The following is a 16,038-nucleotide window of genomic DNA, read 5'->3' as shown; positions in this document are numbered from 1 at the left end:
AATGTATATGAACAAATTACAAGTTGTAATTCAAGGTTCAACTTACAATATTGTTACTGAAAAATCTAAAGAAGAAACAGATAAGATAGTTGAGAAAATTAACAAGGATATTGCAGATTGTAAAAACAGAAATTCAAAATTAACGACTTTGAATGCAACTATCTTAGCTCTTATGAATTTGGCAGAAACTCACGATAATTTAACAACTGAATTAAATGAATACAAAAAAGAGAATGATCCAATTATAAAGGATTATTCTAACTTAAAATCTGATTGCGAAAAATTATATCAAAATTTGGTTATTAAAGAAACAAACTTAAAGCAAATGACTAAACAATACAATGAAATTAAAGAAAATTCTGAAAAGGAAAAAGAAGATATAAAGAAAAAAGCTGAAAAATACGCTAACGAAATCAAAGCGCAATATGAACAAAACGCATCAGATTTAAATACAAAACTCAAAAAAGAAAATAAAACTACGGAAGATTTGAAAAAGCAAATTGAATTTTACGAAACAGAAAATGATGATATATCTCAAAAATACAAAGATTTAAAAGACGAATATAATAAATTAGCTTTTGAAAAAAATAAGCTAGAAAATATTTTAATGGATTATCAAAGGGATGAAATCATTGATTAGTGAAATATTAGCTCCTTGCGGAAATTGGGAAATGGTAAAAGCAAGTGTCCGTGCGGGAACTGATGCCGTTTATCTTGGAACAAAAGATTTTTCCGCAAGGGCTTATGCTGAAAATTTTACTGTAGAAGATGTTAAGGAAGTTGTAAAATACTGCCATTTAAGAAACGTAAAAGTTTATGTAACATTAAACACTCTTATAAAACAATCAGAAATTCACAAGGCAATTGATTATGTAAATAGATTATATAACATCGATATTGATGCACTAATTGTGCAAGATATTGGTCTGGCATATCTTGTAAACAAGTTATTTCCTGATATGGATTTACATGCATCTACTCAGATGAACATTAATAATTTGAATGGGGCATTAATTGCCAAAGAACTTGGTTTCAAAAGAATTGTATTGGCTAGGGAAACTGATTTAGAAGAATTAAAAAATATTAGGAATAACTGTGACATTGAAATTGAAGTTTTCATTCATGGATCATTATGTGTGTGCCAATCAGGGCAATGCTTGATGAGTTCATTAAATGGTGATAGAAGTGCAAATAGAGGAAGATGTGCTCAACCTTGTAGGAAGGATTACAAGATTATTTTAGCCAACGAAACTATTAATTCAAAGCTGTCTTATCTCAGTCCAAAAGATTTGTGTACTATTGATAATGTTGACGAAATCGCAAAATATTGTGATAGTTTGAAAATCGAAGGAAGAATGAAATCAAAGGAATACGTGTACTCTATTGTAAAATCTTACAGAGAAAAATTAGACAATGGTAAATACGATTATTATTTAGACGAAGTTAAAAATCGTGGATTTACAAAAGGATTAATCAATAATACAAATGGATACAATTACGTTGAACTTGGTAGGAAAAATCAAGTTAAAGGCAACATAGTAGGAAAAGTATTAGGGAAAGGGAAAATAAAATTTACAAAAGATGTATTAAAGAAAGATATTCTAATACTTTCTAATGGAAAAAATACTTTTCCGTTGACATTAACTGAAAATTATACGAAAAATAGCATAGCTTCGTTTAAAAACATAGGTGATGCTCTTGAAAATTCTGATGTAAAAAGAGTTAGTCACATTAAAATAGTTGATGAATCAAATGAAGAAAAAAATTTGAAATTTGATTTACAAGTCAAGTTTATTTGTAAAAAATTTCAACCTATTCAAATATTTGTAAATGATCTAATATATAACACTAATATAATTTGCGATGATGCAAAAAATAAGCCGATAGATGACGATTTTATACGTAATCAAGTACTAAAAACAGGAAACTATCCAGTAAATATTTCTGAACTGGAAATTATACTAGATGATGGATTATTTTTATCGAAAAGTCAGATAAATCAGATAAGGAGAGATTTCATAGAATTTTATTTGGAAGAAAAAGCTGATTTTAATCATAGAAAACAAAAAAATGTTGATCTGAAAAGTTTAGATAATCTAATAGAAAAAAATAGAATTAAAAATTCAAGCTGTAAAACAGTTTATGTAAATGAAGTGGATGGTTACAGCGATAAAATTTCATCAGAATACATCGTGAGAGTTCCAAGATTTTTGAATCAAGAAAAAACGGATAAGTTTATAAAAAGGTGCAGAGAAAATAATGTATCCAAACTTTTAATCAATAATATTGGAGATATCATTATAGCTAGGGATATTAAAGCTGATTTTGTTGTTAGTGACTATCAGATGAATGTATTTAATACTTTATCAGCAAAAGTTTTAAATGACTTGGGAGTAGATGTAATAACTTTATCAGTTGAATTAAACAAATCTGAAATTAAAGAAATTGTAAAAAATTCAAATTACAATTATGAATTGGTTGTTGAAGAAAACTTAGTTAATATGGTTACTGTTTATTGTCCTTTTTCGAGCATAATAAAATGTAATGGGAAAAATTGTGAGTTCTGTAAGTTTAATGATTGTTATATTGAAGGAGATTTTTCTAAATATAAGGTTGTAAGAATGGACGATTACTCTTTAATTTATTCTTGTGATAGAATTAAGATAGATGAGAATGATATAGATTTTAACTTATATTCAATTAGAAAGAACAAATATGCAACTGGAAAATCTAATGAATTTCATTTTAAAAAAGGAATTTTATAAATGGATAAAAAGACATTAAACACACTTGAATACAACGAAATAAAAAATAAAATTGAAAAATTTTGCAAATCTAAATTGGGGAAAAGTATAGCCAATAAATTGGAACCTATGATTGATGAGGATGAAATCAGACAAAGCTTGGATGAAACTTATGAAGCTATGAGTATGATTTACAAATTTTCTAATCCTCCTATATATGAGATTATAAATGTTAAAGCAAGTATAATGCATGTATCAAAGGGTGGATACATAGTTCCAGAAGTTTTGTTGAAAATCGGCCAAATCTTAAGTAGCGTTCACGATATAAAAAGATACGCTGGGGAATCTGACGAAAATCACGAAAATTACCCTATGATTATGGCAATGATGGATTCTTTGATGGAAGAACCTGATGTAGTTGCAACTATTAATAATGCAATAATTTCCGAAGATGAAATTAGCGATAATGCCAGTAGAAATCTGGCAAGAATTAGACAAACTAAAAGGCAAAAGACAGAAAATATTAGAGATAAAATAAATAGTATTTTATCTTCTAATGATCAAGCATTACAAGAAAACATCGTAACTATGAGAGATGATAGATATGTAATTCCTGTAAAAGTTTCACATAAATCATCTTTTAAAGGAATCGTACACGACCATTCATCTTCGGGTCAAACAGTCTACATCGAACCGATGGAGGTTGTAGAATTAAATAACGAATTGAGAATGCTTGAAGCAGAAGAAAGAGAAGAAATAATAAGAATTTTGAAAGAAATTTCTGATAGAGTTTATGATGCCAAGGATTCGATTTTTGTGGATCAGGATGTTTTATCAAGATTAGATTTCATATTCGCTAAAGCAAAATATGCTATAGAAATTGATGCGACAAATCCCAAACTAAACACTAATGGATATTTTAATTTCAAAAATGCAAGACATCCTTTATTGGACAAGAAAAAAGTTGTGCCTATAAGTATTTATCTTGGTGATGATTACAATACATTGGTTATAACTGGACCTAATACTGGTGGTAAAACTGTAACACTTAAAACAGTAGGTCTGATAACTTTAATGGCACAATCTGGAATTTTAATTCCTGTAGATGAAAATTCGGAAGTAGCAATTTTCGACAATATCTTCACAGATATTGGTGATGAACAAAGTATAGAACAATCTTTGTCTACTTTTTCAGCTCATATGAAAAATATTGTACACATTGTAAATAATATTACATTTAATTCTCTTGTGTTATTCGACGAACTTGGTGCAGGAACCGATCCAACAGAAGGAGCAGCACTAGCAATTGCAATTTTGAGAATTTTCTTAGACAAATCTATAAGAACAATTGCTACAACTCACTATTCTCAACTTAAAATATTTGCATTGACAGAAAAATACGTAAAAAATGGTTCAGTAGAATTTGATGTAAATACTTTATCACCAACTTATAAATTGAGAATTGGGATTCCTGGTAAATCAAATGCTTTTGAAATTTCTAGAAGACTTGGTCTTGATGATGATATAATTAATAATGCAAAGGAAATTTTATCTCAAGAAGACAAAGATTTTGAAGATGTTTTATCTGACATTGAATCTGGAAAGAAACAAATTGACGAAGAAAAAAAAAGACAATTAGAGCTTAAAGAAGATTTATTGAAGCTTCGCGACAGATACGAAAAAGAACTTGAAAAGACAAAATTAGAAAAAGAAAGAATTATTAACGAAGCAAAAGAAAATGCAAACGAAATTTATATGCAAGCTAAGGAAGAATCACGTGAGCTTATCAATAAATTAAAATTCTTAGAGAAAGAATCTGATGCTAGAACAGTAGCTAATGATGTTGAAAGTAAATTTAACAAAAGAATTAAAAAGAGTTCCAATAAGAAACTTTTGAATGAAACGTCTAAAAAACAAAATCTACAATTAGGAGATGAAGTCGAAATCTTAGGAATTGACCAACAAGGTACTATTGTTACAGAACCTGATAAAAAAGGTGATTTATTGGTTCAAGTGGGTATCTTAAAGATAAATGCCAATGTTAAGAACTTGAAGAAAATTAAAGAACAAGAAGTGATTCAATCATCAAAGAGCATTAAAAGTATTATAAAAAATAAAGCTAATTCTGATATAAAAAGCGAAATAGATTTGCGTGGAAAGAATATTGAAGAAGCAATATACGAACTTGACAAATACATTGATGACTGTGTAATTGTTGGTTTGAAAAAAGTGAATATAATTCACGGCAAAGGAACTGGTATGCTCAGAAAAGGTATCAGAGAATACCTAAGAAGTGATAAAAGAATCAAAAAGATTGAATATGCAGGTTACAATGAAGGCGGTCTTGGAGCTACTTTCATTTATTTAAAATAAGGGGATTAAAATGATAAATTTTAAAGAAGAAGTAAAACAAATTATACTAGGATTTGACACTGGTCTAACTGAAGAAGAAATATCAGATTTAATCGAAATTCCACCAAACAGTGATATGGGAGATTATGCGTTTCCAGTGTTTAAATTAGCAAAAACTTTTAGAAAAGCACCTAATTTAATCGCAGAAGAATTAGCTAAAAAAGAATTCAGCAATGAAAATATCAAAAAAATTGCAAATGTAGGTCCTTACGTAAACTTTTTTGTAGATAATTCAAAATTAGTAGAAAGTGTTCTAACAGAAGCTGTTAAAGATGATTTTGGAAGTAGTCATATTGGCGTTGGGAAAAATGTTGTGTTCGACTTTTCTTCTACAAATATTGCAAAGCCATTTCATATTGGACATTTACGCTCCACTGTAATAGGAAATGCCATAAGAAACATAATGAAATATCAAGGGTTTAATACAACAGGTGTTAATTACATCGGTGATTATGGAACTCAATTTGGTATGATGATATCAGCTTATTTAAAATGGGGAGACGAAGATAAAATAAATGCTGATCCAATAAAAGAACTTTTAAATCTTTACGTAAAATACAATAAAATTGCAAAAGAAGATGAAACTTACATGGATGAGGCACGCGATTGGTTCGATAAATTAGAAAAAAAAGATCCTACAGCTGTAAAATTATGGTCATGGTTTAGAGAAATTTCTCTAAAAGAATTTCAAAGAGTTTATGATTTACTAGGAGTTGAGTTTGACAATTTTAATGGTGAATCATTCCACTCACAATTTATTGGAGATGCATTAGAAGCAATTGATAAGAAAAATTTGCTAGAAGAATCCGATGGTGCAATGATAATCAATTTGGATGATGAAAACTTGCCACCTGTTTTAATAAAAAAATCAAATGGGTCTTCAACATACTTAACAAGAGATATTGCTACTGCAATGTATCGTAAAAAAACTTACAATTTTTATAAAAATGTATACGTTGTTGCTAGTCAACAAAAACTTCATTTTGAACAATTAAGAGCCGTTTTGAAAAAAATGGGATTTGATTGGTGGAATGATTGCGAACATGTTTCTTTTGGTATGGTTAGCATGAAAGATGGATCTATGAAAACAAGAGAAGGTAAAGTTATTTTCCTAGAAGATGTTTTAAATAGAGCTATTGATAAAACAAAATCAATCATAGAAGAAAGAAATCCTAATCTTGAAAATAAAGAAGAAGTGGCAAAACAAGTTGGTGTTGGAGCTGTAATATTCCAAGATTTATTCAATAATAGAATAAAAGATTATACGTTTGATTGGGATCAAGTTTTGAATTTTGATGGAGAAACTGGACCATATACACAATATACATTTGCAAGAAGCTGTTCTATATTAGACAAGGGAGAATTTGAATTAAAAGACAATAGCAAATTTGATTTATTAGTTGACGATACAGAAATCGACATTGTAAAACACTTATCAAAATTTGAAGAAGTTTTATTAAATGCTACTGAAAAATACGAACCTTCTTTCTTGACACGTTATACAGTAGAATTAGCAAAACTATTCAATAAATTTTATGCAAATTGTCCAATCAACACTGTAGAATATGAACTAAAATATCAAAGATTGTATTTAACTTATTCTGTTAACAAATGCTTGAAATTATCTTTGAGCTTGTTAGGCATTGAAGCACCAGTTAGAATGTAGGGAGAATAATGGACTCATTTATAGAAATAATCAAAAATTCTTTTACAAGAACCGCACATACAATTAAATATTTTCCGTTGATTTTTGCATCAATGATTGTAATGAAATTATCGTTAAATATGTCGAATAATATTTTGTTTAGATTATCTGTATCTAAAGAAATATCTAGTGTGATAGTAGCGGTTTTGGTTACATTTCTGTTGAGTATCCTTTTAAATATGCTTAGTATTTCGGTTCATACAAGAGATAACTATCAAATAGAACCGATTACTATTCCCAAATTAATGTTAAAGGTCGCTTTTAATGGAGGAATTTTATTGTTGTTGTATTTTTTCTTAAAAAAATACGAGGGAGCAGTAATTGTTCTTTTATTAATATTTAATCCGTTAGTGGAGACACTTTACATGATTGACGAAGAATTTTATAAATCGATTTGGACATCATTAAAATTTAATTTTAAAAATTTTTTAACATGGAATATACCTAATGTTGCTATTTTTGCAATTTTGTATAATTTGATTATGAAGAATTACACATTTGAAGACTTTATAATGTCAAATGAAGTTGTGTCGATTATAAAATTTGGATTGCTTTTGATGTTCATTTCGTTGTTCATGTTGTATAGGGCTAATTTGTACAGAATTTTAGAAACGGGGGAGAAATAAATGATTAATAAGATTGACGAATATTTCAGTAAATTTATGAATCAATTGGTTTATGTGAATTTATTAGAATCAAATGATTACATTGATAAAGATATTCCACTACCTGTTTTAGAGAAAGATTTGTTAGATGGAGTCAAGAACAATGATTTCGTCAAAAATTTTGATTTGGAATTAATAATTAAAGGCATGATTTATAACATAGCTTACGATAGATCATTCAAATACTGTGTAAACTACACAGATATTATGTACAATATTTTTCCTGATATTGAAAAATCAATAATATCTATGGGAGTTGAAAAGATTTCAAATCCAAAAGAAGCTGTTATTTATTTTAGAACAAATGATATATTAAAATCGGATATTGCAGATAATGCGTATTATTATGCGTATTGTTTGAGATTAATGGCGCTTGAAGATGAGTTTAATTCTAGTATTTTTATCGAAGAAGCTTTCAGAGTGTTAAATGAAAATGTTGCAAATTTTCCTGATTTCTTCTTAAATTATGTAGAACTTGCAAATCTAGAATTACTAAATCATAATTATATAAAAGCTTATGATTACTTAAAAAATACTCATAAGATGGCAACTTCACCTAATGATTACGATGAAAAAAGAGTATTAATTGTGATAAATGAAGTTGAACGTTTAATGGAGGATATAAAGCCTTTAAGAGATTTGGATTTTGCGACTACTTTAATCAATTCGAAACCACAAAAAGCACTTGAAATTTTCCAAGAACTTGAAAAAACTTCCAGAATTGTTTATTTAATGGGTAAATGTTACTTGAATTTGAATGATTTGGATAAAGCTATAGAATATTTTGAAAAAGCTGAAAGCATGGGATTTGATCACGTTGATTTGTATAATGATATGTCTGTAGCTTATTTCAACGATTATGATTTTGAAAAATCAATTCAGGTTTTAAATCGTGGGCTTAAAATTCATAAAGACAACGAGATTTTATTGTACAATAAAGCCGTTATTGAACTAAACTCAAATAGAGTTGCAAAAGCAAAAGACACATTGTCAACTTTGGTTTCTTATGATGATGTACACGAAGATATTTTTAATATGGCAATGCAATTATTGCAAAAAATAGAAGAAGACAATTAAATGTCTTCTTCTGTTATTTTAAGCGTATTGTCCAATCGGTCGATGATTTCTAAAGCACTTATTATGTTTTTTCTTGCTTTGTAACAATCCAAATTAATATCTACCAATTCATTAATTTTGTTTATTCTATAAACGATTGAGTTTCTGTGAACATTCAGTCTTTGAGATGCTTTGATTAATGAGCGTTCTTCTACAAGGTAAAAGTATAATGTTCTGAGAAGGTCTGTGCCATTATTTATATCGTCATATTTTAATTTATAGATGAATTCTGGAACTAATATTTCTATTTCAGAATCCAAGCATACCAAATCATAGATGATTTTACAGCAATTATCGTTTATGTTTTCAGTTAATTCTATATTGTTTTCTAAAATTCTTCTAGATAAATCATAAGCTTTTTTCAAATTGAACAGGTTGTTTTTAAGTGATAATTTTATGCTTTTTAAGTCGTATTTTTCAGTAAAAAAGTTTAAGTTTGTCTTTACTGATGAAACATCTTTAATTTTATTATTAGTTAATAACACAAGGTATCCTTCTTGTAATACAGAATACATATACATTGGATAATCCAAAACAAATCTGTTACCATGTGAGAACATGTCTTGGTATTTAAATAAACCACCTTCAATTTTAATTACATTAATATCGTAATTGTCATCTGTTTTCCAACCTATATTTGCAATATTTTCTTCGTCTTTTTCTGTAATATTTCCAGAAATCAAATTCTTAATAGTACTGTATATGTCTTCTTTTGAATTTATTAGTCCGTTTACGTTGTTATAAATGTATGTTGAAATTATCTTGGAAATTTTTCTGAATTCAAATTCATACTCGCCCTCAATTGTTTCGAAAGCAAGATATCCATATAATTTACTCAAACTTTTCTTTTTTATTTCCAGAGGATAAATTTTTTTGATAGTTGAGAAATCAAATGTATTTAGCAACAACTTTTTGTTTGAATTCAACAGGCACACATTTACATCGAAATAATCTTTTATGTTTAAAAGTAAATTATTTACGGCCTCACGGTTTGAAATTGTATTGTAAATTCTATTATAGAACTCTGCATTTTCGCGCAAAAACGCATTCGCAATTTCGTAAACTTTAAAAATATCATTTTCTTTTGAATAAATAATATTTGCATTTTCATTTTCTAACATTTCATCTTCTGCTTTCAAAAAAAGAATATTAGAGTTTTTCGGACAAATAATATTTTTGTCGTATTCGATTATAGATAGGGTGTTTTTCTGATCGGAAATACAATTTAGAGAGATATTGTCGATATCGTTTATTATTTTTATGTCCGAAGAGTCAACCAATTCATCCATTTTTTTAACCAATAATCTTATATTCATCTTATCACCTTTAATTATCGTTAGACCTGTGTTATTATCTATAGTATAAATAATATCACAACCAACAAATTTTTTAAATATACACAGGAGATACTTATGAAAAAGACTGCCATTATACTGATGATAATTACACTACTATCAAAAGTCTTAGGATTAGTAAGAGAAACTACATTGGCATATTTTTTCCCTACAAATGGGCCGGTTGCCAATGCGTTTTTGGTTTCACAAATACTGCCGATTACAATAGTAAGTTTATTTTCAGCGGGAATTTCAACTTCTTTTATACCTATATACAATAAAATAGTACACGAAAAGGGAAAGGAAGAAGGCGATATTTTTACATCAAATATCAACAATATAGTTGTTATTATAATATTAGCACTAATAATACTACTTGAAATTTTTACACCTTCTGTAATTAGAATTTTCGCTCCAGGATTTACTGGATACACAAAGGAATTAACTATCAAATTCATGAGATTAACTTTATTGTCAATGATTCCGTCAATTATGTCATGTGTATTCAAAGGATACTTGAATGCGAATAATCATTTTGTAGTTCAAAACCTACAAGGTTTTATAATGAATTTCTTCATTATACTTGCTCTTGTAATTTCCAATAAGTACGATAATAATATGATAGTTGGAATTGGTTTGTTATTGGGAAATGCGCTCCAATATTTACCTTACATATTTATAACGAAAAGAAAGAATTTTAAATATCATAAGATTTTAGATTTTTCAGATAAAAATGTAAAGATGATTGTTCTTTTATCAATTCCGATAATTTTGGGAGTATCGGTAAATCAAATCAATGTTATGGTAGATAAGTCGATAGCATCTACAGTTTCAGCTAATGGTATTCCAATTCTAAATTATGCATCGAGGCTTATTGAATTTGTAACGGGAATTGTTATAGCAAATATTTCTGTAATTGTGTATCCAGAATTGTCTAGAAATTTTATTGCTAATGATTTGAATAAAATGAAAGATAGCATAATGAAATCAATGTCTATGATTTGTATTTTAGTAATCCCGGCGACAATTGGACTTTTGGTATTATCCTATCCTATTACTAAGATGCTGTTCTTTAGGGGAGCTTTCACAATGAATGATGTTGCTATGACATCAGTTTGTATGTTCTTCTACGCTTTGGGAATAATAGGAACTGCCATCAGAGATATCTTGTCGAAATCATTTTATGCTATGAATGATACAAAAACTCCTACAATTAATTCTGTTATTATGGTTGCTATAAATATCATAGGAAATATTATTTTATCCAGAGTTTTTGGATTGGTAGGATTAGCAGTAGCAACAAGTTTTGCAAATCTAATTGGAGCAATTATGATAATAATGAGATTACACAAAAAAATTGGGGATTTTAGTTCTACAAAATCATCTTTTGTAAATATTTTTAAGATGTTGATTTCATCGTTAATAATGGGAGCATTAGCTTATATTACATTTAAAACTACAAATATGAAATTTTCAAATACATTATCATTAATGATGTCTATAATTGTTGCAGGAATTAGTTATTTAACTTGTATTTTAATTTTTAAGGTCGATGAACTAAACGAAATTATCGCTTTTTATAAAAACAGAAGAAAAAAATAGATGGTTTGACAATTGAAAGTTTTTTGAATATAATTTTGTTATAAAGACAAAGATAAAAAGAGCGCATTATGATTGATTTTCAGAGAGATAAGGGTTGGTGTGACTTATTATTCATAGTAATTGCAGACATTTTTGAGTCGAATTTTCCGCTTGATAGCGTTATAAATTAAAGTGAGGTTTACCTAATTAGGGTGGTACCGCGATTTAACTCGTCCCTTATCATAAGGACGGGTTTTTTATATTTTAGGAGGTTTTTTATGAATAGTATGGGAAATCTTAGACGTACTCACATGTGTGGGGAGTTGAGATTAAGTGATGTTAACAAAGAAGTCATTCTTATGGGATGGGTTCAAAAAGAAAGAAATTTAGGATCTCTTATCTTTATAGATTTGAGAGATAACACAGGAATAACTCAAATAGCTATAAAGGATGATAACAAAGAGATTTTCGATAAAGCAAAAGATGTTAAAAGCGAATATGTTTTATGTGTAAAAGGTGATGTTAGAGAAAGAGAATCAAAAAACAATAACATTCCTACTGGAGAAATTGAAGTTATAGCTAATGAACTAATTGTTTTAGATACAGCGAATGTTCCACCAATTTACATTAAAGACGACGATAATGCTCAAGAAGCCGTTAGATTGAAATACAGATATTTAGATTTAAGAAAACCTAAATTACAAAATAATTTAAAATTAAGAGCAAAAACTAATAAATTAATTCGTGATTATTTAGATGAAAATGGATTTTATGAAATTGAAACTCCGTTTTTAGGAAAACCAACTCCAGAAGGAGCCAGAGACTATTTGGTAGCAAGTAGAGTAAATGAACACAGTTTCTACGCACTACCACAATCACCACAATTAATGAAGCAACTTCTTATGATTAGTGGAATGGACAGATACTACCAAATCGTAAAATGTTTCAGAGATGAAGATTTGAGAGCGAATAGACAACCGGAATTCACTCAAGTGGATATGGAAATGAGTTTTGTAGATCAAGAAGATGTTATGACATTAAATGAAGGCTTGATTAAAAAACTTTTCAAAGAAATAAGAGGAGTTGATATTCCAACTCCTATTAAGAGAATGACTTATTCAGAAGCTATGGAGAGATATGGATGCGACAAGCCAGATTTGAGATTTGGATTTGAATTGAAAAACATCACCGAATTAGTAAAAGATTCAGAATTTAAAGTATTCTCAAGTTGTAATGAAAAGAACAAGAGCGTTAGATGTATCAATATAGGTAATTATGAAAGTGAATATTCACGTAAAAAAATTGATAAATTAGAAAAATTTGTAAAAGAATACGGTGCTAAAGGTTTAAGTTGGATAAGAGTTCACGATGGAGAAATTCAATCTTCAATTAAAAAATTCTTATCAGATGAAGAAATGAATTCGATAATTGAATCTACAAAAGAAGACGAAAATGCTTTAATATTTATACTAGCAGACAAAAATGATGTTGTATTTAATGGATTAAGTGCATTAAGAAACAAAATCGCTAGAGATATGAATTTGGTTGACAATGATACTTTTGAATTTGTTTGGATAGTTGATTTCCCATTATTTGAATTCGACGAAGAAGAAAACAGATTTGTGGCTATGCATCACCCATTTACAATGCCAAAAGAAGAAGACATTCAATATTTGTTAACTGACAAGGAAAAAGTAAGAGCAAAAGCTTACGATATCGTATGTAATGGAGATGAAATCGGCGGAGGTTCAATAAGAATTAACAATTCTGATTTACAAAAGAAAATGTTCGAAGCATTAGAATTAACTGAAGAAATGATTGAAAACAAATTTGGTTTCTTTGTAGAAGCTTTCAACTATGGAACACCTCCACATGGTGGATTAGCGTATGGTATGGATAGACTTATGATGCTATTAGTCGGAACTGATAATATTAAAGATGTTATAGCATTCCCTAAGACACAATCTGCCACAGATTTACTAACTGGTGCTCCATCAAATGTTGATGAAAAACAACTTAAAGAAATTCACATCACATTAGATTAGTATGGATAAAAGATTTGAACGAACAAAACTTCTAATAGGTGAAAATGACCTAGAAAATATCATCAACTCCAAAGTAGCTGTTATTGGCTGCGGAGGAGTTGGAGGTTTTGTAATAGAAGCTTTAGCTAGATGTGGAGTAGGAACATTAGCAATAGTAGATTATGATACTATCGATATAACAAACATCAATCGTCAAATTATAGCGTTGGAAGATACTGTCGGAAATTATAAAGTGGATGAATTTGAAAAAAGAATTCACAGAATTAATCCGAATTGCAAAGTTATTAAGTTTAGGGAAAAGTTTGATAATTCTACTGTTGATTTATTTAATCTTAAAGATTATAATTATGTTATAGACGCTATTGATTTAATATCAGCTAAGCTAGATTTAGCTGAGTATTGTTATAAAAACGATATTAAGTTGATAAGTTCCATGGGTGCGGGATCTAAACTAAATCCTTTTCTTTTTAGAATTACGGATATTAAAAAGACCCACACTTGTCCAATGGCTAAAGTAATGAGAAAAGAGCTAAAAAGAAGAAACGTTGACAAACTTACATGCATTTGGTCTGATGAACAAAGGTCAGGAGAAGTTCTATCTGCAAATGGAAGGAATGCTCCGGCAAGTATAAGCTTTGTACCTTCATGTGTTGGACTTATGATTGCATCGTATGTTATTAAAGAATTGAGGTAATTTTTTGGCAAAAGAAGGAATGGTTATAAAAACAGAATCCACTAAAGCATCTGTTCTAATTACTAGAAAAGGAGCTTGTGGTGGTGAAGGTTGTAGCAAATGTTCAGGTTGTGAACATCAAACACAAGTTATAGAATGTGCGAATTATATAAGTGCGAAGGTAGGAGATAGAGTCCAAATTTCTGGAGACGATTCTTCTATGCTTAAATATACTGCATTGTTGTATTTAGTGCCTTTAACATTTTTCCTAATTGCTCTTATATCATCATATTCTATTTTAGAAAATAAAATAGGAAATTTCGAATTAGCATCTTTTGGTATAGGGCTAGTAGGATTATTAATTGGCTATATAATTGTAAAATTTATAGATAAAAAATTTGTTGATAAGGACTTAGTTCATATCACGAAAATAATTGGAGGTTTGTATGAATAATTGTAGACAAAATTTAGAAAATTTTGACCCAGAGGTATTTGGACATCTAAATGATGAAATCAAAAGACAAGAAGAACATATCGAGTTGATAGCTTCAGAAAACTTTGTTTCAAAAGCAGTACTTGAAACTATGGGTACTGAGTTAACTAACAAGTATGCTGAAGGATATCCTGGAAAAAGATATTACGGCGGTTGTGAACATGTTGATAAAATAGAACAATTAGCTATAGATAGATTAAAAGAATTATTTAATGCAGATCATGCTAACGTTCAACCTCACTGTGGAGCAAATGCTAATATTGCTGTATATGTTGCAGTTTTAAAACCTGGAGATACAGTATTAGGTATGAGATTAACAGAAGGTGGACACTTAACTCACGGATCACCAGTAAATATGTCTGGTAGATTCTATAATTTCGTAGATTACGGTGTAGATCCTGAAACTGAAACTATCGATTATGAAAACGTTCGTGAATTAGCTTTAAAACACAAACCAAAATTAATCGTTGCTGGTGCTTCTGCATATCCAAGAGTTATAGATTTCAAAAAATTTAGAGAAATTGCAGATGAAGTTGGAGCTTATTTAATGGTAGATATGGCTCACATTGCTGGGTTAGTAGCTACTGGAGATCATCCAAGTCCAGTTCCTTATGCAGATTTTGTAACTACAACTACACACAAAACATTAAGAGGACCAAGAGGTGGGGCAATCCTTTGTAAGGAAGAACACAAAAAATTACTTGATAAATCAGTGTTCCCAGGATTCCAAGGTGGTCCATTAGAACACATTATTGCAGCAAAAGCAGTTTGCTTCAAAGAAGACTTACAACCAGAATTTAAAGAATACACTCATCAAATTTTGAAGAATGCAAAAGCGATGGAAAAAGTATTCTTAGATAACGATGTAAGATTAGTTTCTGGTGGTACAGATAACCACTTATTATTAATCGACTGCAGAAGCTTTGAAATGACAGGTAAAGAAGCTGAAGCATTATTGAGCGAAGTTAATATTACAACAAACAAGAACACTATTCCAAATGATCCTGAAACACCATTTGTAACTAGTGGTATCAGAATTGGTACACCAGCTATTACAACTAGAGGATTAAAAGAAGCAGAAGCTGCAAAAGTTGCAGAATTTATGTTAGACGCATTAAAGAAACGTAGACCTGCTGAAGAAATCAAAAAAGATGTTGTAGAATTGATGAAACAATTCCCAATCAATAGATAAATTTTAAGCTAATACTAGACAAAAGTTTAGTATTAGCTTTATTTTTTTGATGAAATATTGTATATTTGACACATTTTA

Annotated in this window: 12 protein-coding genes and 1 other annotated feature; of the genes, 11 read left to right on the top strand and 1 reads right to left on the bottom strand. The window is 29.1% G+C overall.

Annotated features, from left to right (window positions below):
* The first annotated feature begins 7 nt into the window (after positions 1-7).
* From zapA to B9N53_RS03680, 6 genes are read left to right on the top strand one after another with little or no spacing between them, the layout of a single operon-like run.
* Positions 8-640, top strand: a complete 633-nt coding sequence (gene zapA / locus B9N53_RS03705) for a cell division protein ZapA (RefSeq protein WP_094203736.1) — start codon at positions 8-10, stop codon at positions 638-640.
* The gene (locus B9N53_RS03700) at positions 624-2,765 is read left to right on the top strand and encodes a U32 family peptidase (RefSeq protein ID WP_242432393.1); all 2,142 of its coding nucleotides are present in this window, start codon (positions 624-626) and stop codon (positions 2,763-2,765) included. Before zapA ends, B9N53_RS03700 begins: the two co-directional genes overlap by 17 nt.
* The gene (locus tag B9N53_RS03695) at positions 2,766-5,117 is read left to right on the top strand and encodes an endonuclease MutS2 (protein WP_094203735.1); all 2,352 of its coding nucleotides are present in this window, start codon (positions 2,766-2,768) and stop codon (positions 5,115-5,117) included.
* Between the two features lie 10 nt (positions 5,118-5,127).
* Positions 5,128-6,822: an arginine--tRNA ligase gene (gene argS / locus B9N53_RS03690; RefSeq protein ID WP_094203734.1), complete on the top strand. Its 1,695-nt coding sequence runs from the start codon at positions 5,128-5,130 to the stop codon at positions 6,820-6,822.
* An 8-nt stretch (positions 6,823-6,830) separates the two neighbouring features.
* Positions 6,831-7,487 (top strand): hypothetical protein, encoded by a 657-nt coding sequence (locus B9N53_RS03685; protein ID WP_094203733.1) that lies wholly within the window; start codon positions 6,831-6,833, stop codon positions 7,485-7,487.
* Positions 7,488-8,603 carry a tetratricopeptide repeat protein gene (locus tag B9N53_RS03680; RefSeq protein WP_094203732.1) on the top strand — a complete coding sequence of 372 codons (1,116 nt, stop codon included), beginning with the start codon at positions 7,488-7,490 and terminating at the stop codon, positions 8,601-8,603. It abuts the gene before it with no gap.
* Here B9N53_RS03680 and B9N53_RS03675 read toward each other — a convergent pair.
* Positions 8,600-9,958, bottom strand: a complete 1,359-nt coding sequence (locus tag B9N53_RS03675; protein WP_094203731.1) for a helix-turn-helix domain-containing protein — start codon at positions 9,956-9,958, stop codon at positions 8,600-8,602. The genes B9N53_RS03680 and B9N53_RS03675 overlap by 4 nt on opposite strands.
* A gap of 96 nt (positions 9,959-10,054) precedes the next feature.
* Between B9N53_RS03675 and murJ the strand changes: the two genes are divergently transcribed.
* The 5 genes from murJ to glyA all read left to right on the top strand — a co-directional run bounded on the left by murJ (position 10,055) and on the right by glyA (position 15,960).
* Positions 10,055-11,578: a murein biosynthesis integral membrane protein MurJ gene (gene murJ / locus B9N53_RS03670; protein WP_094203730.1), complete on the top strand. Its 1,524-nt coding sequence runs from the start codon at positions 10,055-10,057 to the stop codon at positions 11,576-11,578.
* Between the two features lie 40 nt (positions 11,579-11,618).
* Positions 11,619-11,798, top strand: a binding site (T-box leader).
* Positions 11,799-11,835: 37 nt separating this feature from the next.
* Positions 11,836-13,602 (top strand): aspartate--tRNA ligase, encoded by a 1,767-nt coding sequence (gene aspS / locus B9N53_RS03665; RefSeq protein WP_094203729.1) that lies wholly within the window; start codon positions 11,836-11,838, stop codon positions 13,600-13,602.
* Between the two features lies 1 nt (position 13,603).
* A complete protein-coding gene (locus tag B9N53_RS03660) occupies positions 13,604-14,296 on the top strand; it encodes a tRNA threonylcarbamoyladenosine dehydratase (protein WP_094203728.1) in 693 nt (230 codons plus the stop codon).
* A 4-nt stretch (positions 14,297-14,300) separates the two neighbouring features.
* Entirely contained in the window at positions 14,301-14,729 is a 429-nt protein-coding gene (locus B9N53_RS03655) for a SoxR reducing system RseC family protein (RefSeq protein ID WP_002837908.1), read from the top strand.
* Positions 14,722-15,960 (top strand): serine hydroxymethyltransferase, encoded by a 1,239-nt coding sequence (gene glyA, locus B9N53_RS03650; protein WP_094203727.1) that lies wholly within the window; start codon positions 14,722-14,724, stop codon positions 15,958-15,960. The genes B9N53_RS03655 and glyA overlap by 8 nt, the downstream gene beginning before the upstream one ends.
* The last annotated feature ends 78 nt before the right edge of the window (positions 15,961-16,038 follow it).

Source organism: Finegoldia magna (genome assembly GCF_002243175.1).
GTDB lineage: Bacteria > Bacillota > Clostridia > Tissierellales > Peptoniphilaceae > Finegoldia > Finegoldia magna_J.
This window is presented reverse-complemented; position numbering and strand designations above follow the sequence as displayed.

Bases quoted from the DNA above. Each gene is read 5' to 3' on its own strand.
- zapA (WP_094203736.1), top strand. From the start codon at position 8: ATGAACAAATTACAAGTTGTAATTCAAGGTTCAACTTACAATATTGTT.
- B9N53_RS03700 (WP_242432393.1), top strand. From the start codon at position 624: ATGAAATCATTGATTAGTGAAATATTAGCTCCTTGCGGAAATTGGGAA.
- B9N53_RS03695 (WP_094203735.1), top strand. From the start codon at position 2,766: ATGGATAAAAAGACATTAAACACACTTGAATACAACGAAATAAAAAAT.
- argS (WP_094203734.1), top strand. From the start codon at position 5,128: ATGATAAATTTTAAAGAAGAAGTAAAACAAATTATACTAGGATTTGAC.
- B9N53_RS03685 (WP_094203733.1), top strand. From the start codon at position 6,831: ATGGACTCATTTATAGAAATAATCAAAAATTCTTTTACAAGAACCGCA.
- B9N53_RS03680 (WP_094203732.1), top strand. From the start codon at position 7,488: ATGATTAATAAGATTGACGAATATTTCAGTAAATTTATGAATCAATTG.
- B9N53_RS03675 (WP_094203731.1), bottom strand. From the start codon at position 9,958: ATGAATATAAGATTATTGGTTAAAAAAATGGATGAATTGGTTGACTCT.
- murJ (WP_094203730.1), top strand. From the start codon at position 10,055: ATGAAAAAGACTGCCATTATACTGATGATAATTACACTACTATCAAAA.
- aspS (WP_094203729.1), top strand. From the start codon at position 11,836: ATGAATAGTATGGGAAATCTTAGACGTACTCACATGTGTGGGGAGTTG.
- B9N53_RS03660 (WP_094203728.1), top strand. From the start codon at position 13,604: ATGGATAAAAGATTTGAACGAACAAAACTTCTAATAGGTGAAAATGAC.
- glyA (WP_094203727.1), top strand. From the start codon at position 14,722: ATGAATAATTGTAGACAAAATTTAGAAAATTTTGACCCAGAGGTATTT.